This window comes from Flavobacterium sp. (assembly GCF_030146175.1).
Lineage (GTDB): Bacteria > Bacteroidota > Bacteroidia > Flavobacteriales > Flavobacteriaceae > Flavobacterium.
This window is the reverse complement of the sequence record NZ_JASLCE010000056.1, coordinates 1-20,013: the sequence shown is the minus strand read 5'-3', so window position 1 is coordinate 20,013 and position 20,013 is coordinate 1. Positions and strand designations below refer to the sequence as shown.

21 protein-coding genes are annotated in these 20,013 nt (G+C 41.9%); 8 read left to right on the top strand and 13 right to left on the bottom strand.

Going from position 1 to position 20,013, the window contains the following annotated elements:
* Window positions 1-105 precede the first annotated feature (105 nt).
* Window positions 106-678 (bottom strand): non-canonical purine NTP diphosphatase, encoded by a 573-nt coding sequence (locus Q1R07_RS06915; protein ID WP_300487733.1) that lies wholly within the window; start codon window positions 676-678, stop codon window positions 106-108.
* Between the two features lie 185 nt (window positions 679-863).
* Between Q1R07_RS06915 and Q1R07_RS06910 the strand changes: the two genes are divergently transcribed.
* The 8 genes from Q1R07_RS06910 to Q1R07_RS06875 all read left to right on the top strand — a co-directional run bounded on the left by Q1R07_RS06910 (window position 864) and on the right by Q1R07_RS06875 (window position 5,979).
* Entirely contained in the window at window positions 864-1,718 is an 855-nt protein-coding gene (locus tag Q1R07_RS06910; protein WP_300487730.1) for a methylated-DNA--[protein]-cysteine S-methyltransferase, read from the top strand.
* Complete coding sequence (locus Q1R07_RS06905) at window positions 1,718-2,431, top strand: 2OG-Fe(II) oxygenase (protein WP_300487727.1); 714 nt, start codon at window positions 1,718-1,720, stop codon at window positions 2,429-2,431. Before Q1R07_RS06910 ends, Q1R07_RS06905 begins: the two co-directional genes overlap by 1 nt.
* A gap of 2 nt (window positions 2,432-2,433) precedes the next feature.
* Window positions 2,434-2,682 carry an Ada metal-binding domain-containing protein gene (locus Q1R07_RS06900; RefSeq protein ID WP_300487724.1) on the top strand — a complete coding sequence of 83 codons (249 nt, stop codon included), beginning with the start codon at window positions 2,434-2,436 and terminating at the stop codon, window positions 2,680-2,682.
* Window positions 2,682-3,290, top strand: coding sequence for an alpha-ketoglutarate-dependent dioxygenase AlkB (locus Q1R07_RS06895; protein ID WP_300487721.1), 609 nt, complete (start codon window positions 2,682-2,684; stop codon window positions 3,288-3,290). Before Q1R07_RS06900 ends, Q1R07_RS06895 begins: the two co-directional genes overlap by 1 nt.
* A 212-nt stretch (window positions 3,291-3,502) precedes the next feature.
* Window positions 3,503-3,913 (top strand): hypothetical protein, encoded by a 411-nt coding sequence (locus tag Q1R07_RS06890; protein ID WP_300487718.1) that lies wholly within the window; start codon window positions 3,503-3,505, stop codon window positions 3,911-3,913.
* A gap of 30 nt (window positions 3,914-3,943) precedes the next feature.
* Window positions 3,944-4,564, top strand: coding sequence for a hypothetical protein (locus tag Q1R07_RS06885; protein ID WP_300487715.1), 621 nt, complete (start codon window positions 3,944-3,946; stop codon window positions 4,562-4,564).
* Window positions 4,537-5,325 carry an ATP-binding protein gene (locus tag Q1R07_RS06880; protein ID WP_300487712.1) on the top strand — a complete coding sequence of 263 codons (789 nt, stop codon included), beginning with the start codon at window positions 4,537-4,539 and terminating at the stop codon, window positions 5,323-5,325. Before Q1R07_RS06885 ends, Q1R07_RS06880 begins: the two co-directional genes overlap by 28 nt.
* 18 nt (window positions 5,326-5,343) lie before the next feature.
* On the top strand, window positions 5,344-5,979 hold the full coding sequence (locus Q1R07_RS06875; RefSeq protein ID WP_300487709.1) for a response regulator transcription factor: 636 nt from the start codon (window positions 5,344-5,346) through the stop codon (window positions 5,977-5,979).
* A gap of 57 nt (window positions 5,980-6,036) precedes the next feature.
* Here the strand turns inward: Q1R07_RS06875 and Q1R07_RS06870 are convergent, their stop codons facing one another.
* The 12 genes from Q1R07_RS06870 to Q1R07_RS06820 all read right to left on the bottom strand — a co-directional run bounded on the left by Q1R07_RS06870 (window position 6,037) and on the right by Q1R07_RS06820 (window position 19,803).
* Window positions 6,037-6,861 (bottom strand): N-acetylmuramidase family protein, encoded by an 825-nt coding sequence (locus Q1R07_RS06870; RefSeq protein ID WP_300487707.1) that lies wholly within the window; start codon window positions 6,859-6,861, stop codon window positions 6,037-6,039.
* Window positions 6,858-8,708 carry a carboxypeptidase-like regulatory domain-containing protein gene (locus Q1R07_RS06865; protein ID WP_300487704.1) on the bottom strand — a complete coding sequence of 617 codons (1,851 nt, stop codon included), beginning with the start codon at window positions 8,706-8,708 and terminating at the stop codon, window positions 6,858-6,860. Before Q1R07_RS06865 ends, Q1R07_RS06870 begins: the two co-directional genes overlap by 4 nt.
* 71 nt (window positions 8,709-8,779) lie before the next feature.
* Entirely contained in the window at window positions 8,780-10,327 is a 1,548-nt protein-coding gene (locus Q1R07_RS06860; protein ID WP_300487701.1) for a hypothetical protein, read from the bottom strand.
* A 112-nt stretch (window positions 10,328-10,439) separates the two neighbouring features.
* Entirely contained in the window at window positions 10,440-10,658 is a 219-nt protein-coding gene (locus Q1R07_RS06855; protein ID WP_136402626.1) for a hypothetical protein, read from the bottom strand.
* 381 nt (window positions 10,659-11,039) lie between these two features.
* Window positions 11,040-12,770, bottom strand: a complete 1,731-nt coding sequence (locus Q1R07_RS06850; protein WP_300487697.1) for an ATP-binding protein — start codon at window positions 12,768-12,770, stop codon at window positions 11,040-11,042.
* 6 nt (window positions 12,771-12,776) lie between these two features.
* Window positions 12,777-13,904 (bottom strand): sensor protein KdpD, encoded by a 1,128-nt coding sequence (locus Q1R07_RS06845; RefSeq protein ID WP_300487694.1) that lies wholly within the window; start codon window positions 13,902-13,904, stop codon window positions 12,777-12,779.
* Window positions 13,905-13,915: 11 nt separating this feature from the next.
* Window positions 13,916-15,013, bottom strand: a complete 1,098-nt coding sequence (locus Q1R07_RS06840) for a porin (RefSeq protein ID WP_300487691.1) — start codon at window positions 15,011-15,013, stop codon at window positions 13,916-13,918.
* Complete coding sequence (locus Q1R07_RS06835) at window positions 15,013-15,576, bottom strand: K(+)-transporting ATPase subunit C (protein WP_300487689.1); 564 nt, start codon at window positions 15,574-15,576, stop codon at window positions 15,013-15,015. Before Q1R07_RS06835 ends, Q1R07_RS06840 begins: the two co-directional genes overlap by 1 nt.
* A gap of 21 nt (window positions 15,577-15,597) precedes the next feature.
* Window positions 15,598-17,643: a potassium-transporting ATPase subunit KdpB gene (gene kdpB, locus Q1R07_RS06830; RefSeq protein WP_300487686.1), complete on the bottom strand. Its 2,046-nt coding sequence runs from the start codon at window positions 17,641-17,643 to the stop codon at window positions 15,598-15,600.
* Window positions 17,644-17,652: 9 nt separating this feature from the next.
* Window positions 17,653-19,341, bottom strand: coding sequence for a potassium-transporting ATPase subunit KdpA (gene kdpA / locus Q1R07_RS06825; protein WP_300487738.1), 1,689 nt, complete (start codon window positions 19,339-19,341; stop codon window positions 17,653-17,655).
* A gap of 18 nt (window positions 19,342-19,359) precedes the next feature.
* A complete protein-coding gene (locus tag Q1R07_RS16410) occupies window positions 19,360-19,437 on the bottom strand; it encodes a potassium-transporting ATPase subunit F (RefSeq protein ID WP_366526336.1) in 78 nt (25 codons plus the stop codon).
* Between the two features lie 84 nt (window positions 19,438-19,521).
* Window positions 19,522-19,803, bottom strand: coding sequence for a hypothetical protein (locus Q1R07_RS06820; protein ID WP_136402632.1), 282 nt, complete (start codon window positions 19,801-19,803; stop codon window positions 19,522-19,524).
* Window positions 19,804-20,013 lie beyond the last annotated feature (210 nt).

Sequence of the window (20,013 nt, the reverse complement as noted above, 5' to 3'; positions counted from 1 at the left end):
TTAGTGTCAAATTGATGAAATGTTGGTTCTAATTTGTGAAAATTTTAAACAGAATTTTCGGCAAAATTTAACAATGACATTTCTGTAATCCAAACTTTTAACGCACTATTGGTTTAAAAAAGCAACCAGTTGTTTTACGGCTTTTCCACGGTGACTGATGCCGGATTTTTCTTCCATTTCCAATTCGGCAAACGTACGGGTGTCATTTTCGGGTACAAAAACCGGATCATAACCAAAACCGTTGCTTCCTTTTCGCTCGCGGATAATCGTTCCGTTGATAATACCGGTAAACAGCTGTTGTGTTCCGTTGAGGTTTAAAGCAATCACGGTTTTAAAATTAGCCTTGCGGTTGTTTTCCGTTTCCAGTTCCGACAGTAATTTGTCGATATTGTCGTTATCGTTTTTATGATCACCGGCATAACGGGCCGAAATGACACCCGGTGCGCCGTTTAGTGCGTCAACTTCCAGTCCGCTATCGTCTGCAAAACAGTTATAACCGTAGTGTTCGGTAACGTAATTGGCTTTTAAAATGGCATTGCCTTCAATAGTATCGGCTGTTTCTGGAATGTCTACATCGCAATGGATATCACTTAGACTTAAAACCTGAATGGAGTCGGGAAGGAGTTGCTGAATTTCTTTAATTTTGTTGTGGTTGTTGGATGCGAAAACCAGTTTCATACTCGTTGGGAATTTGTAGTTTAAGCACACAAAGATAATTCAAAAAGCATTTTTGTATCACAAACTGAGGCAAATAATTTTGTAAATTTAAAGGACTTTTCGAAGTGTTTTAATCCCGCAAGTTTCGGGTCGGAAAGCGTTTTTTCGGCGATTACCTTTGTAAGGTGAATTCCAAATATATACTCATGAAAACACAGGAACAATTTCAGTTTGACCGAATTGCAAAGGCAATCGACTTTTTGCATCATAATTTTAAAACACAACCGTCATTGGACGAGGTGGCTTCTTTTGTCCATGTGAGTCCATTCCATTTTCAAAAACTATTTACCGAATGGGCAGGTGTGAGTCCGAAGAAGTTTTTGCAATATCTTACGGTGGAACACGCCAAAAAAATGCTTAAATCCAGTCAGCTTACCTTATCCGAAGCGGCCTTCGAAACCGGACTTTCCGGAACCGGCCGTTTGCACGATTTGTTTATTAAGATCGAGGGAATGACACCGGGAGATTATAAAAACGGTGGCGAACAGTTGCGTATCAATTATAATTTCGACGAAAGTCCGTTTGGAACGCTGTTGATGGCTTCTACCGAAAAAGGAATCTGTCGGCTTGTTTTTGCCGACGATCAGGAGTTGGCATTACAGGAATTAAAAGCGGAATTTCCCAATGCGTCTTTTACCAATCAGACCGATACTTTTCAAAAAGATGTACACTCGTTTTTTGGCAACGACTGGAACGAATCGCATACTGTAAAATTACACTTACGGGGAACGGATTTTCAGCTAAAAGTCTGGGAAACGCTGTTAAAAATACCGATGGGACAGTTAACGACCTACGGTGATATTGCCAAAAGTATCGAAAAACCGAGAGCTTCAAGAGCAGTGGGAACGGCAATCGGAAATAATCCGGTGGCTTTTCTGATTCCGTGTCATCGCGTAATTCAGGCTACCGGGATGATTGGCGGTTATCATTGGGGAAATGCCCGGAAAAAAGCCATTATCGGATGGGAAGCCTGTCAGTCGGATCTTTTACTACAGGAATAATGGAGGCTATATTGGACAGATTGCAGGCTACCGATTGGGATCGGGTGGCTGGAATGATGCATGAAAAAGGATACGCCGTATTGTCGGACATAATTCCGGAATCGGTTTGCAACACCCTGATCAATTATTATCCGGAAGATAAACGATATCGGAAAAAAGTAGTGATGGAGCGGTATCGCTTTGGACAAGGCGAATACAAATATTTTGATTACCCGTTACCGGATCTGATTCAGCAATTGCGGACTACGGTTTATGAAAAACTGGTGCCGATTGCCAATTTATGGATGAAAGCATTACAGATAGACCGGCAATTTCCCGGAAAGCACGAGGAATTATTAGCGCTTTGTAAGGCAAACAACCAGCTGAAACCTACGGTATTGGTACTGAATTACAGTGAAGGCGGCTTTAATACCTTGCATCAGGATTTGTATGGCGATGTCTTTTTCCCGATTCAGATTGTGTTGTTTCTCAATGAACCCGAAGAAGACTATACCGGAGGCGAATTTGTGTTGACCGAACAGGTTCCCAGAGCACAATCAAAAGCGATCGTCTTACAACCAAAACGTGGTGATATGCTGATTTTTACGACAAACTTCCGCCCGGTACGCGGTACAAAAGGCTATTATCGTGTAGCGATGAAACACGGTGTGAGTGAAGTTCGAAGCGGAAAACGGTATACGATGGGAATCATTTTTCACGACGCGATCAGTTAAAGATGTGGCTACACGAACAACTTTCGGATACCGAACTACACCATCGGATCCGGAAACAAAGCATTATCTTTGGAGGAAATAAAAAACTGAAAATTGTTGGACGTTTACATTGTACATCCGGCAAAAGAATGAAAAAAATAAACCGGGTATTTTTTGCTTCAATGGAAGAAGCGGAAGCGATGGGATATCGGCCTTGTGGTCATTGTATGCGGGAAGCGTACCAACATTGGAAATTAAAACAACAACTATAATGGATTTATTCAGCACCGGAGAAATCGAAAACATACTGCCATATGACGGGGAAGTGTACTATCACGGTTGTATAATCAACGGTCGGGAAGCACAGCAGTATTACGATCGTTTTATGGAAACCATCGAATGGCGCAATGACGAGGCGGTTGTTTTTGGGAAGCTGATCCAGACCAAAAGAAAAGTGGCCTGGTATGGTGATCATCCGTTTCAGTATACCTATTCCAATACGACCAAAACGGCTTTACCGTGGACGGAAGAATTAATCGCCTTAAAAAAAATAGCCGAAAATGTAAGCGGTACGACTTTTAATTCCTGTCTGTTAAACCTCTATCACGACGGACAGGAAGGAATGGCCTGGCATAGCGATAGCGAAAAATCCCTAGGTGTGAATACCGTGATTGCGTCGCTAAGCTTTGGAGCCGAACGCAAGTTTGCCTTTAAACACAAAACAACTAAAGCTACGGTTTCGCTGGTATTGGAAGCCGGAAGCCTACTCATTATGCAGGGAACCACCCAAACCCACTGGTTACACCGTTTGCCGCCAACAACCAAAGTGATGCGTCCGCGTGTAAACCTCACTTTCAGAACTATTGTGGATCAGTATTGATAAAATCCGGGATTTGTTAAAAAAATAGGAAAATAGAAATAGAGCGAATCGTTATTTTATGATTAATTTTGTTTTTTCTTTGAAATAGAAGAATTTTCGGAGTTAAACGAAAAAAAATGGTTAGTGAAAAAGGGGAAAATTCCCCTTGTAATAGTTTCGCCAAGCCTGTAATTTTGCTTTTAAATCAATAAACCCATCTAAAAATGAACACAATGGTGAAACCTACTCAATTAATTTCTTTTGAAAAAGGGAAAGAGTTGAACAAAAATTACAATGAACAAAGAGGTGCTTTAGTTACCGAAAGATCCGGATTGGAAGATGCCAATGCCTTTTGGTTTTCTATTGAAGAGCTGGAGCGTTATATCGCGTATGTAAAAGAAAATGCTGTCGAAAAAGGCTTTTCGGTAGACGGTATTCGTATTTATCTGGGTGTTTATCCGGAAACCGAAGAGAAAAATGCGGGTTATACTACCGTATTTTTAACACCAACCGGAACGATCAACGACGAACAGGGAACCCGAGGAGGCGCTAGTCTGCAAGGTAATGCATTGGACATAACAACTATAGAACCTTTGAATTTCGGTTCCATGGGGAATCCTCCAAAACTCAATTACGGTGGATAACGAATGTTGGCAGATCTAAGATTATATACTGTGTTTCTCGCCTTATTATCGGGAATGTTTGGCATTATTTACTGGTACAAACTTCCGAATAATAAGGCAAAGTTTTTTGTATTATCCATATGGCTCTCGGCAATTACGGAGCTAACCGGAATTTTTTATACGCAAATAACCGGGCAGGTTAACTATATGGTTTTTAATATCTATATGTTTATTATCCTGCCGTATTATATACTGTTTTTAAAATCCATTTTACAACAACCTAAACACAAACAGGTTGCGAACGTATGCTTTGCGCTTTTTTTGGTGTCAGTATTCGTGAACCTCACCTTTTTTCAGGATGTGGTAGAAGAAGTCTGTTTTAACAATTTTGCCATCGGTGTGGTGATGATTCTGATGTTGAGTTGCCTTTACCTGATGGAACTGTTCAATTCGAATCTGATATTATCCATTAAAGACACGATTTTTTTCTGGTTCGTATTGGGAATATTACTTTTTTATGTTCCCTTTTTACCGTTTATGCTCTCTTTACGTTGGTTTTTATCCGGAATCCACGAAACAACTTATAGCTTGATCATTTTCTTTTTAAACGTATTAATGAACACCAGTTTTATCTTTGGTTTTATATGGAGCAAAAAGAGATACCATTATTGATCATTTCGTTTAGTATCGTGCTTTTAACCTTGTTGGGCACGTTACTGGTCTTTTTCCTGTATTTTCAGAAGAAAAAGTCGAAATTCCTAATGGATAAAATGGAAGCAGAGTTGTTTTTTAATTCCGAGTTGGCCAAATCACGAATCGAAATCAAAGAGCAAACCCTGTCGAATATCAGTCGGGAGCTACACGATAATATCGGACAAATTTTATCGGTCGCGGTGATGCAGCTCAACCTGATGGTGGCTAAAATCGATACCGACGATAAGCATGAACTCGATGAGGTACGCAAGCTTGTTAGTAAATCGCTGGATGAAATCCGTATGGTTGCCAAATTGATCAATGGCGATGTGGAACTACAATCCGGCTTTATTGATGCCGTAACCGAAGATCTGAACCGAATCACCAAACTTAAAATTATTAATGGTAACCTGAATATATCCGGGCAAATACAACCTATTGATCCGCAACACGAAGTGATCATTTACCGGATATTACAGGAAGCCATTTCCAACGCCTTAAAATATTCACATAGTAAAACCATCGATGTGGATATCTGTTTTGATGCCAGGGAGTGTATTATCGAAGTAACCGATTCCGGAATCGGTTTTAACAATGCCACCGTAGCCAAAGGTTCCGGATTGGCAAACATGAACACGCGGGCCCGGTTAATTGGCGCCGCTTTTTTGGTTTCGTCCCATCCGAACGAAGGTACGAAGCTTAAAATTGTATATCCTTTGGAAAAAGGACGCAAAGAGTAAAAAAATCCCCTTACTACTATGAATAAAATAAAAATTGTAATTGTAGACGACCACCTACTGTTTTCCCAGTCGCTATCGTTCCTGATAAACAGCTTTAAAGAGTTTGTGGTCTGCGGAAATTACAACAATGGAAAAGATTTCCTTACCGGACTAAAAGCTATGGATGAACTTCCGGATCTGGTATTGCTCGATGTCAATATGCCGGTTATGGATGGCGTGGAAACCATGAGACGCCTCAAAGAAGATTACCCGGGTTTACGGGTATTGGCGTTGTCGGTAAACGATGACGAAGACACGATCATTAAGATGATCAGTAACGGTGCCAGTGGTTATTTATTAAAAGATACCCATCCGAATATGTTTCGGGAGGCATTACTCAAAGTACACGAAACCGGGTATTTTTATACCGAAATGGTTTCAGGTGTTTTGATCAATAAATTAGAAGCCGGTAACAAAGCCAGTTTAAAAGAACGCGAACTGGAGTTTATTCGCCTGGCCTGTACCGAAATGACCTATCGCGAAATTGCCGATGAAATGTGCCTGAGTCCGAAAACGGTGGATGGCTACCGGGAAAATCTTTTTCAGAAACTGGAAATAAAAACCCGCATCGGACTCGTGTTATATGCAATGAAAAACAAAATCGTTTGTATATAGTGGGGACGATTGCTGCCGATACGGGAAAGGGAGGAAACGGTTAACCTGAATTTAGGTTCAGGTGGTATATTTTTGATACGCTCGGGCCAACTTTTCGTCGTATTTGTTCACTTTATAGCCTTCGCCATTATAACGGTAGGCAAAAGTTTCCCAGTCTTTATTTTGTAAAGCGACGATCAGGTTGTTCGTTTTGAGAAAACAGCCAAAAGCAGTAAGATGTTCCCGCTCATTGAGGTACATTTTACCAACAAAACTGTCCATGCTGTCATACCCGATTGGAATGGCATTAAATCCCATGATCTGGAAAACACCCCAGGAAGCGGAGGCATGGGCGGCATCGGTAAGATTTAATCCCGGAATAAGCGCGGCAGCTTTGGCCAAACGTTCGTATTCCCGCGAACCGCCCTGGTAGTATTTTTTAGTCCATTTTTTATATAAAACATCCTGATTTTCGGGTCGGACATAGGCTTGCGGATTAATATTCCGGCGTTCCAGTTCCTGCCAGAAAATATGACCTTCGAATAAAATCTTAGGTCGACCGTCAATAAGAAAGCCTTTTCCGCTGCTTTCGATCTCGTTTACCGCCTTAATACAAGCGAGTTCCACCTGATAGTCATTCGCAAAATCGATCAGATCCTGTTCGGAAAGTAATTTGTCGTTATACTGCGTCAGCGTACTGTTTTTCTCGAAAAGGCGGGACCAGGTTTTAATACCAACGATCCCGTCTACAACAAGGTTATAGTCGTTCTGAAAGCTTTTTACGGCTTCATCAACCGCAACAGTAAAAACGTCCGAAACCATAACCGGATAGCCCATTCGGACCAATATCTCGCATAAAGTGGTCACTTCAGGGCCTTTTGAATGCAATCGGACGGTTTTCATGATCCGGATATTTTAGGGATTTGCGGTAATTTTTCGCAGACCATACCAATCAGGAAAAAACTGTCGTAGGTAACCGATTCCGGAGCAAGTGCATATTCTTTGGTCACGGTAAACAGGTTCTCGATTTTCAGTTCGGTTTCAAAAACTTTATAACCGTCTTTTTTGATCTTAACCTTATAGTTTCCTACCGGAAGCTGGAACTCGATTGCGCCGTTTTTATCCGATTCGATTTCTTTAAACGTATTATTATTGGTTCCGATGATCGATATCTCTGATTTATAAACACTTTGTCTGGAAACCGAATCGGTAACGGACAAAATCACCGTGGTTAGGGTTTTGGCCGGAGTAGGGTTTTTAATAATCGGAGGAAACAATATCGGATTGGTACGGATAAAACGTTTGATACCCCAAACGGCATTCGATGTTTGTGGTGTAGGTGTCGGAACAGGCGTTGGAGCCGGATCGGTAGACGGCATCATTTTGATACCCGGAGCCATAGTAGTTTTGATCAACGGTTGTTTGATACCCGCCAAAGCCTTATAAATAGGAGCGGAAGCAATTGGTTTGATCGGTGGCGTGGTAACCGGTTCCGGTTCGAATGGAGCCGGTTCGTCCAGTGTCGCTTTGGTACTGTAATATTTGACGTTATTCGATTCCAGCGTTTCTTTGTTTTTGATCGCCTTGATAAAACGGACATTCGTACTGGCATTGGTAAACAACTGGTTTTTCATAATGATTGGACCAAAATGTATCAACTGATCAATATTGCTGACAACCGCATCCGAGATATTCGGATCGATGTTAATTTTCAGGTTTTTGATCAGAATCATTTTTTTAGGAAAAGCCGATAGCAGGAAATCGTTGCTAATGGTTTGCCCGTCGGATACCGGTTGTTTGCCGTTCCATTTAAAATACTCCGACGTAAGTGTTGGCAGTGAAAACCAGTTGCGAAGCATCGTTACGATCGAAAATTCCAGTTCGATTCCAATAATGTTTTTTTCGTCATAATCGATCGAAATCACCTCGTCCGGAAAGGCATCTTTTTCGTTTTTCGCCATTTCATATAGGCTATCCAGTTCTTTTTTATCAATCGAAAGTTTGATCCAGCCACTGTCGTTCGACATAAAATCGTAAGGAACGAAATTAATATCGTGATACGATTCCAACGATTGAATTCCGGTTTTCCGGGACATTTCCATCGTATTGCGCGAGTTGGTCAGATTGGCCAGGAAAATTTCCAGTCCGTCTTTGCTGTTGATTTGTTTTATGGCTTCCTCGATCTGTTTTTTATAACCGAGTAGTTTATGATCAACTGCCATTTTTTCTTTTTTCAACAGGATTACGTTTAGTTTTTCCAGCCAGATGTTTTTTTCGTCATCCGAAAAAGCATCATCATAGGTGTTTATATGGGTTTCCCATTCGCGAAGCAGTGTTTCATATTGCGTCAGGTATTTGTCATAGGCTTTCTTTTCCTTGGTCGGTTTTCCTTTGGCATCGTATAAAACCTTTTGCGCTTCTTCGTTTACCGTTGCGATGGCGTTGGGCGAAAGTCCCTGATCGGCATTGATCAGCTCGCCGTAAACGTTAAACAACGTATTGGCCGGATTGACATCCCAAAAAGTATCCGAAGCCGGTAGGGAGTTTAACTGGAACGAAAGATCCTGCTTTTTGAGTAAACCTTCCCCTTTTAACGGATCGTCCAACAGGATTTGCGGTAATAACAATTTGATTTCATCATTTTCATAGATCCGTAGCGACGGACAAATCAAAGCCAATTCGGATGGATTGGAACTTTGCGATTTATAGTATTCCTTTATTTTCTGGAATAAAGCGGTATAATATTTCATAATGTGTTTGCTTAAAGAAAGGAATTCCAAATACCGGAGTTGGTATTTGGAATTGCCTGGAATTATAAGGATTAATTAACTTCTACCCATTCGTCATCTTTGATCGATGGAAGCGGGTTAGGTGATAAATCGAGGATGTTACATTTTCGTCCGATCAGTAAAATTCCTTTCGACGACATTCCTTGTTCCGATCTTTCTCCGGAAGAATTCACACGGGTATCGTCGTAGCCATAGCTTCCGCCAATCGAAAACAATCCGAAGTGAACTCCGGCACCGGCACCGACATGGTTTTCTACTTTTTTATAGGAATCACTTCCTTTTTTAAATCCGATTTTCAGATCGGTAATAAAGTAAAGTTCCGTGGTTACTGCCGGCATTAATCCACCACCGTTTCCATCGCTCACCATCTGGTTGTTTACGACATCCTGACCGGTTTTAGAATATTTCCAGAATCGGGATTTGATAAAAGTGGTACCCAACCACGGACGCGTAATAAAGCATTTACCCAGTTTAAAGCTCATTTCAAAGTCGTTGAAATTATAGCTGGAATCGATTTTCTGATGCGATCCGCTGGCTGTTCCGCCAAAAACGCCAAGGTAAGAAGCCGCTGCCGACCAACTGTGTTTGGTGTTTTTATAACTCGTATCGTAACTCGATTTTGTAAACTTATAGTCTACCCATTGTGTCGAATTGGCCAAAGTTGTTGCCGGTAGTGGCGCCGAATAGTAGTAGGTATTCATACCGCCTAATCCGGTTCTTTTAGCGGCCAGCAATTCCGATTCGTATCGTTTTTTAACGGTGATAAAGTTGCTGCTTTCGATTTCGTCGATATAGTTCATGGTTTTTTCAACGGCACCTTTATACCCCATCGATTCCCATCTTTTCAACGCATCGTCACGTTTTTTGATATAGTTTTTACCGGAAATGGTCATCTCGGCCATAGCATCCGGATCCTGAAGATCCACACGTCTTTTTAACTCCGCCAAACGATCGTCGGCATCATAAAACAACGCTTCATATTCCAGGTATTTAACGTATTTTGGCGATGGGAAGGTGTTAAAAACATACTTCGGGTTATCGTCCGGATGTTCCGGCATACTGTCGTCATAATCCGGATTTTTTAATTTTTTGATGGTAAATAATTCCCCTCTTAATTTTTCCAGTTTTTTCTCGACTTTAGGATCGATTTTGGAATCTTTTACGACACAAAATTCCATAATATCGCTATAGACGTTCGATACGGTATGATCATTTTGTGAGCTGAAAATGGTAAACTTACGGCTGCCGTCTTTATCCTTTTCCGGGATATTGCTTGGAATCTGATCCACCAGTCGTGCAAATTCTTCCGCATGGGCATAGGCCGAATATTTTTTCTCGTTACGAAGGTCGGTATACTCTTCGTCGGTCATTCCTTCCAGTTTTGGTGCGCTACCGGTAAACCCTTTGTGCGCATATTCAAAAGCGGTTTTGTCGATTACGCTGGCTACCGGTTCCCAGGCCACAAAATTATTTGGGCCTAACATTTTCGGATCGCCTCCGTTGGTTAATTTTTTAAATACGTCTCCTAAGATAACGTTCATGAATTCGGTTTCATCCGGCATAGGTGTGAATGTTCCCATAGTGTTTGATTGTTTTGATTGATGATTTCCTACTCTGTTCCGGGCTTTTCGGATACCGCCCTGATTGGATTAACTGTTCGATTTTGATTGATGTCCTTTTTAAAAGGATGGATTAGCGCCCCACATTGATTTTTGTATTGACGATTTTATTGTGAAGGTTAAGCGCGATAGCACCCAATACAACTTCGATGATTCCTAAAAAGGTCAGGATGTTTCGTCCGCATACGATACAAATAGGTTCCGGAATCGGTTTTCTTCCGATAATGATGATTACACCTCCGATAATAATGATGATCACCATCACTGCTCTAAAAATTAATTTGTTGTTCATGATTTCAATGTTTTTAATGAATGTTATTTTTTCGTTTACCAATCGAAGGATTTGACCTCCGTTTTTAATGGTTTTGTTTGTTGGTGTAAAATTGCATTAGTTCAATGTGCTGAAAAAGAGGATATTCCCGTATTTTAAACGGGGATATATTCCCTTGCGATAACGGGAAATTCACCCATAAAAGGCCTCCCTAAATTTGGTTAGATTAGTTTGTTAAGTTGTTGATTTGTAGCGAATTGTGTTTTGTGCTATTTTTAGGAGGAGTGTGGAGAATAGTAAAATCCCGTTTTTAAAAAAAGGCAGAAATCCGGTTTGGACATAAAAAAAGCCGTTGATTTCCAGAAAAATCAACGGCTTTTTTAAAGCGTTTTTAACGTTATTTTAAAGTGATTTTTTTAGGAATACAGTAAAAGTACTACCGGAACCGAGTTCACTTTCTACAGTGATCAATCCCTGTTGGGCTTCAATAAATTCTTTACTAATGGCCAATCCGAGGCCAGTGCCTTCTTTTTCCGAGCCCGGAATCCGGAAATAACGATCGAAGATTTTTCCGGTGTATTGGGACGAAATACCGAGTCCGTTGTCTTTTACAATGATTTTTACATACGAATCGTCTTCCGAAAGTTGTACCTGTATGCTTGCGTTTTCATACGAATAGCGAATAGCGTTTGTGATCAGATTGGAAACCACCCAGGTTGTTTTTTCCCGATCGGCCCAGACATCGGGAATCGAATTGGGAAATGCCGTAAAAAGTTTGATGTTTTTCTGTTCGGCGAGTTTTTGCGTAGCCTCTACGGCTTCGGTTACGATTTGAAGGACATCACTTTTTTCTATTTCCAATTGCGTTTTTCCAGTTTCCACCTGTGTGATGTTGAGCAATTCACTGGTAGTACGTAACAGACGTTTGGTATCGTCCTTAATACTGGCAATCAAATGTTGTTGTTCTTCGTTTAGCGGACCGATGCTTTCGTTTTCCAATAATTGCAGACTCATTTTCATCGAAGCGATTGGTGTTTTAAACTCATGGGAAACGGTAGCGATAAAATTGGTTTTCGCATAATCGAGTTCCTTATATAACGTAACATTGCGCAGTATGATAAAAGACCCGATTTCCTTTTTTTCGGTTTCTCCGGTAGGCGTGATCACAATCGGGACGATCTGCTTTTCGAAATAACTTTCTTTGTTATCGGCATAGATTGTCAGGGTTTCGTTTTTGGAATTATTGACACTATTTCCGGCCAAATGCTGAATCAGGGAACGAATCAGATCGTTATACACCGCGATATCCTGAACGGGTTTTCCGATGATATCCGCCGATTTGAGCCCGGATATTTTTAACGCTTCCTCATTGGCAAACAGAATCTTTTGGGTATCGTCCAATCCGATTACCGGGTCGTGCATATTGTTGATCAAGGTTTCTATCCGTTTTTTTTCCATCATTAAACGGGCAAGACTGCTATCGCTGTATTCTTGTAGCTTTTCGGCCATCGTATTAAAAGAACGCGCCAGATCGCCAAATTCGCTATGTCCTTCAAAATGAACCCGTCGGGAGTAGTTTTTACCGGCAATCTGACGGATACTTTCGGTCAGGTCTTTTATCGGATCGGCAATCGTACTTGGCAGGTTGATCAATAATGTAAAAGCAATAATAAAACACATGGAACCGGTAATGGAAATCCAAAGAATCGCCCTGTCGGCCGTTTGGGAGGCCACAATACTTTTCCGCTGAATTGAATCCATATTGAGTTTCATAATGGCATTCAGGTCGTTTCGAATCAAAAGAATAACCGTTTTATTATCCGGTTGTTGGGTAAATGTTTGGCTATCCTCGAGTAGGTTTTCGGTTAGTTCTTTTTCGCCAATTTCGGTAATATTCCGACTTTGGAGTTCGAGATAATACTGGAATTTATCGAGTGACTGTTTGTCGGTTTCAATTTTGTCCAGTTCTTTTAGCATATTCCGGGAATAATCGAGCGAATTGTAATTGTCGACCAGTATATTTTCGGTATCGTTCGCCAACGTATGCAATTGTCGTACGCCCAATGCGACGAGAAGTACAATCAGGAAAAAGAGTAATCCGACACCGAGGGTCAATTTGGTTTTTATTTTCATTTGGCGTTAACTTAAAATGATCAGGTCAATATCACTCGAAGATAGTTTATTCAGCAATTCTTTAAAAACGTTTGTCGAAAGAATAATTTTCAGGAAATTCATACGCGGTTTACCAATACAAACGGTGGTTATTTTTTTGAGTTCGGCCTGTTCGATAATGGCTTTGGAAATTTTGGTATGTTCAATTTTTAGTACTTCGCCACCGAGTTCCGTAGCCAGTTTAAAATTGTTGATCAGGTGACGTTGTTTGTCCAGTGCAATCTTATCGGCGCTTTCATCCGGAAGTTGCACGTAGAGTACAAACCATTTGCTGTTATAATAATTGGCGAGCCGCGCGGTTTTTCGAATCACCCTTTTGGCTGTTTTTTCGTTACTGCTAATGCACGCCATCAGTTTTTCCTGTCGGATGTTTTTGTTTTTAATGACTTCCGTTTCGACTTTCCGTTCCACCTGACTGGCGACTTCTTTTAAAGCCAGTTCGCGTAACTGCAGGATGTGTTCGCCTTTAAAAAAATTGCGCAACGCCATTTCGATTTTTCCCGCTTCGTATATTTTTCCTTCTTTTAAACGGGTAATCAGCTCGTCGGCGGTTAAATCGATATTCACTACCTCATCGGCCTGCGCCAGCACACTGTCGGGAATCCGTTCTTTAACCTCGATCCCGGTAATATTTTTAACCGATTCGTTCAGGCTTTCGATATGCTGAATGTTTACAGCACTAATCACATTGATACCCGCATCGAGGATTTCAAGAACATCCTGCCAGCGTTTTTCGTTTTTGCTGCCTTCGATATTGGTATGCGCGAGTTCATCGACAATCACGACTTCCGGACGGAGATTAATAATCGCCTGAACATCCATTTCTTCGAGTTCTTTGCCTTTGTAAAACAGTTTCCGACGCGGAACAACAGGTAAACCCGCGAGTAGCTCGTGGGTTTCCTTACGGTTATGGGTTTCGATAAACCCGATTTTAATGTCGATTCCGTTTTTTAACAGGGAATGGGCTTCCTGGAGCATACGATAGGTTTTGCCCACACCGGCGCTCATCCCGATATACACTTTGAATTTTCCCTTTCTTGATTTCCGAATCAAGTCGAGAAAATGTTGTACGTTATCTTCTCTGTTATTTTCCAAAATATGCAGTTTTAAAATGAAACGGCCAATGAGGTAACGGCAACAAAATTATAAGTAACCGGTTCTGCATCGCGGGTAAAAATAGCCTCTTTACTGTTTAAGTTACGGGCTTCTATGCGCCATACGACGTTATCCATGATTTTGTAATCCAAATTTACGGAATATCCGAATGTCTGAAACCCGTTTGGTGTACCGGTACTGATAATTACCCCGTTTTTATCGGAATAATATTCACCGCGTGCCGCCAGACTGATTTTATCCGTAGCATTGTATTTTACAATGACTACAGGCGAGTACCAAATGTTATAGCTGTTACTGTGTTTTTCTTTTTGTTCGGCTCCGATGTCAAAGCCGGTGATCAATCCCCATTTCGCGTCTAGTTGGAACTGACCGTAAAAATTGTGAAAATAGCGCATGCGTTTCTCCACTGCAGGTTTGTCATTTCCAATAAAAGAACTACTGTTTAAAGTGACCTTACTGTTGGGTTTATAGGTAATCTGATGACCAAAAGCCAGCGATTTGTTTCCGTCGACGCGCTGGATACGTTGCCAGCCATTTAGCACGAGTCCGCTAATAAACCATTTCTGACTTGGTGACGTATACGATATCTTCGCACCACTTTCGTAATACGGGGAGTTATCAGCAAGGATGCTTCGGGTTAATGTCCAGCAATCTTTACTAACAGCACTTTCAAAACCGATGTGGGAAGCAAAAATCCCGGCATCAACCCAAAGGTTGTGTTTTTCGGACAATCGGATTCCGGCATTGGCTTCGTAAATGTTTTTTAAGACTCCAGCTTCCGTTGCAAGATTAGCATTGCTATAGGTTCCGGCCATGATAGCCAGATTGGCACGTACCCGGTCTTTTTCGTAATTCGCTTTGATGTAACCCAAATTCAGGTTGACTTCGTTATGACGGTTATGCGAATAGATAAAACCCGGACGCGTGTTGTTTTCCGGTGCATTCAGATCGTAGGCATAATAGGTTTCAAGGTAGCCACTAACAGTTAAAGGCGATTTTTTTTCCGCATTGTCATTTTCGGTTTGTGCCTGTAAGCCAAAGGAAGAAACGAATGCGATTAAGGTCGAATGAAAAATTTTAGTAGTCATTAGGATTGTAATTTATCGAGGGCGATATTTAATTGTAAGACATTGATTTTTTCAGGTCCGAAAAGACCTAATACGGGTTGCTGTGTGTTTTGTGTAATTAATTGATAAAGCTTTTCGGGTTCGATGGCGCGGATTTTAGCGACACGTTTCACCTGAACTTTGGCCGCCTGTACCGAAATATCCGGATCCAATCCGCTACCGCTGGCGGTAACCAATTCTGCCGGAACATCACTTTTGGAAACACCGGGATTCTGAATCAGGAAAGTATCGATTCGTTTTTGAACCTCAGCCAGGTATTCCGGATTGCTTGGACCTTTGTTACTTCCGCCGGACCCGGCCGCATTATAGTTAACAGCCGATGGGCGGGAATTAAAATAGTTCGGAGCGGTAAACGCCTGTCCGATATTGGAATAATAGGTTTTTCCTTTATAGGTTACGATTTCCCCTTTACCATGATTGGGTGCCAGTTGTGCAATTCCCCAGATAAACAGGGTGTAAATTCCGGCAAAGAACACGATACAAACCAGTGTTAGTTTGATGCCGGATAGGATATGATTTTTCATGATTTTTAATTTAAGTTGTGTTTAAAAGAACAAGGCGACCATCATATCGATGAGTTTGATTCCGATAAAAGGAACGAGTATCCCACCAAGGCCATAAATCAGCAGGTTGCGACGTAACAGCGCCGAAGCACCGATTGGTTTATAAGCAACTCCTTTTAAAGCCAGCGGAATCAGGAACGGAATGATCACCGCGTTAAAGATCACGGCCGATAAAATGGCCGTTTCCGGACTGTGGAGTTTCATAATATTCAATCCCTGTAAAGTCGGAATGGCAGTGATAAACAAGGCCGGGATAATGGCAAAATACTTCGCCACGTCGTTTGCAATACTAAAGGTCGTTAGCGTACCACGAGTCATTAGTAACTGTTTTCCGATTTCAACGATTTCAATTAATTTGGTTGGATCATTATCCAAGTCGACCATATTACCGGCTTCTTTGGCTGCTTGCGTTCCGCTATTCATCGCAACACCCACATCGGCCTGAGCCAGTGCCGGCGCATCGTTTGTACCGTCGCCCATCATGGCTACCAGTTTTCCTTTTTGCTGCTCGGCTTTGATATAGTTCATTTTATCTTCCGGTTTGGCTTCGGCAATAAAATCATCCACACCGGCTTTTTCTGCGATAAATTTGGCCGTAAGCGGATTGTCTCCGGTGACCATCACGGTTTTAACCCCCATTTTACGCAATCGTTCAAATCGTTCGCTGATTCCGGTTTTGATGATATCCTGTAATTCGATTACCCCGATAACCTTTTCATTTTGCGCCACTACCAGTGGTGTACCGCCATTACCGGAAATTTTAGTTACGGCATCGGTAATCTCCTTAGGAAACGGAAACCCCGCATTTTCACTTAGTTTGCGGATCGCATCAAAAGCCCCTTTTCGGATTCGGGTACCTTCGGTCAGATTGACACCACTACAACGGGTTTCGGCCGTAAACGGGATCAATGTTGCACCTTTAATTGATAGATTTTGTGTCAATTCTTTACCGGCCAGTTCTACGATGGATTTTCCTTCGGGCGTTTCATCGGCTAAAGAGGACAAGGCGCAGGCTCTTATAAAATCATTTTCATGGATATCCTTTACCGGGTGAAAATGCGTTGCTTTTCGGTTACCGATGGTAATGGTTCCGGTTTTATCCAGTAGCAATACATCGATGTCACCGGCCGTTTCCACCGCTTTACCGGATTTTGTGATTACATTGGCGCGTAACGCACGATCCATACCGGCAATCCCGATCGCCGACAACAAACCGCCAATAGTAGTAGGAATCAGACAGACAAAAAGGGAAATAAAAGCGGCAATCGTGATCGGAATGTTGGCATAATCGGCAAAAGGTTTTAGCGTAACACAAACGATGATAAACACCAGTGTAAACCCAGCTAATAATATTGTTAATGCAATTTCATTTGGTGTTTTTTGTCGGGAAGCACCTTCTACGAGTGCGATCATTTTATCGAGGAAACTTTCCCCGGGTTCGGCAGTTACCCGAACCTTGATTTTATCGGACAACACTTTGGTACCGCCGGTTACGGAACTTTTATCACCGCCGGCTTCGCGAATCACCGGGGCGCTTTCGCCGGTAATGGCACTTTCGTCAATGGTAGCAAGCCCCTCGATAATCTCACCGTCGGTTGGGATATTATCGCCGGCCTCACAAATAAAAAGATCGCCTTTTTTTAGACTGGACGACGGAACGATGGTGATCTCGTTCACATACAGTTCGCCAACCTGTTCAATTTTTTTGGCAGGGGTTTCTTCTCGGGTTTTTCGTAGGCTGTCGGCTTGAGCTTTACCACGCGCTTCGGCAATGGCTTCGGCAAAATTGGCAAACAACAGTGTAAACAGCAGTATTAAAAACACCGTGAAATTATAGGCAAAACTGCCCTGTGTCGTTTCTCCGGTAAGAATCCAAAGGCATACGCCCAACATCACTGCGGTACCGATTTCGACGGTAAACATGATCGGATTCCGGAAAAGGCTCGCCGGGTTGAGTTTTACAAAAGATTGTTTCAACGCTTCCAACAGCAATTCTTTTTGAAACAAAGACTGATTTTTGGTTTTCATGGTATTGTTTTATTTCATTGAAAAATATTCCGCAATAGGACCGAGTGTCAGGGCAGGGAAGAAGGATAACGCAGCGATGATCGCAATCACAGCAAAGGTCATCAGTCCGAAAGTAGCCGTATCGGTTTTTAGGGTTCCGGCACTTTCCGGGATATGCTTTTTAGCGGCAAGTATACCGGCAATCGCTATCGGGCCAATAATAGGCAGGAATCGGGAAAGTAGTAATACAATCCCGGTAGTGATGTTCCACCACGGGTTGTTATCGCCCAAACCTTCGAAACCACTACCGTTATTGGCTGCCGATGAGGCATATTCGTATAATATCTCACTAAATCCGTGGAATCCGGGATTATTTAGCGTACTGGCACCTTGTTCCGGAAAAGCGGTAGACAAAGCGGTACCGACTAAAATCAGAAATGGGTGTAATAGTGCGATGATCATTGCGATTTTCATTTCGCGTGCTTCGATTTTCTTACCTAAGAATTCAGGCGTACGTCCCACCATCAATCCACTGATAAATACCGCGAGAATGATAAAGATGTAAAAGTTTAGAATCCCTACGCCACAACCGCCGTAAAAACAGTTGACCATCATGGCTAATAACTGATTCATTCCGGAAAGCGGCATGGCGCTATCGTGCATCGAATTGACCGATCCGGTCGAAATCACCGTGGTAGCAATACTCCAATATCCCGAAGCCGCGGCTCCGAATCGGGTTTCTTTTCCTTCGGTAGCACCCTGAGTTGTATTGATTCCCATTTCGGTTATCGTCGGATTCTCGTTCATTTCCGTAACTATTGTCGGAACGGCCAGCGCCAGAAAACCGATTGTCATTACCGAAAAGATCATCCAGGATAATTTGCGGCGGTTCAGATAAAAACCAAGGGCGAAGATCATCGCAAAAGGAATGATCATCTGCGCAACCATTTCCGTCATATTGGTTATATAATTTGGATTTTCAAAAGGATGTACGGAATTGGCTCCGAAAAAACCGCCTCCGTTAGTACCAACGTGCTTGATTGCGACAAAAGCCGCAGCCGGTCCGGTAGAAACCTGAACCGTATCACCCTGTAAGGTCGTCATCGTATCTTTACCGTTAAACGTCATCGGCGTACCGTTCCATAAAAGGATTACAGCCGTGATCACGGATATCGGTAGGAGGATTCGGGTACAGGATTTAATAAAATAGTTGTAAAAATTACCCAGCTTTTCGGTAGTACGCTCTTTTAAAGCGTTAAACAACACCGCTGCGGCTGCCAGTCCGATCCCTGCGGAAACGAATTGCAGGAACATTAAAAACAACTGACTCAGATAGCTGACACCGGTTTCTCCGGAATAGTGTTGCAGGTTACAATTAACAAGGAACGAGATGATGGTATTAAAAGCCAGATCGGGCGCCATATTCGGGTTGTGATCCGGGTTTAACGGTAACCAACCCTGACCAAGTAATACGGCCATTCCGAGGACAAACCAGACCACATTAATCGCCAGTAAAGCAATCATATGCTGTTTCCAGTTCATTTCTTTTGAAGCGTCTATTCCGCTGGATTTAAAGAATAATTTTTCGATCGGATTAAAAACCGGATCAAGAATCGTTTTTTGTCCCGAATAGACTTTAGCAATGTATTTTCCCAATGGCAGTGCTGCTACCAGGGTGATGGCAAACATTGCTATGATTCCTATAATTTCTGTATTCATCATTTTAGTTTTTGGGTTTTAGAATTTTTCGGGCTTTAGCAGGACATAACAGATATAGACAAAAACGGCCAGTGCTATAAAAAATAGTAGTATCATTTCGTTAGATTTTATCAAAATAAAAAACAGACAGGTATAACAGGGCAAAACACAATAACCCGGTTACGGTTAAAACAATAGTCATCATACTCCGGAGGTATTAATTTGTTTGATATACTCTTTGTGTAAGCTTACCGGAAGTAATTTGGCCATCGGATACCGGTTCAGTTCCATATAATGAGAGACGGAAAAGAGGTATACATTGGTAATGGCATTTTTCATTTCGGCATTGCCTTTTTGCAACAGTTGATCGGCCAGATTCAGACATCTTTTGGTACAAACTGTTTTCCCCGATTGCAAACTTTGAATGGTAAGATTTGCCAGACGTTCCATTTTTTGAACCAGGGTTTCGTTGAATGTTTTCATAAGGATTAAAATTATTTACCGTGTTATAACCAAATGCCGATCCGAATTTTTAGAATTCGGTTTAAAGGGTTGATTTTACGGGGATTATTTTTTTAACGGACTTATGCCAAACGAAAAACCCTATCAAAACGATAGGGTTGGTACTTTCAAAACGATAGGGTTTTTTATTGGATACGGTATTCGTCCAGTTTGCGGTAGAGCGTTGTTAGC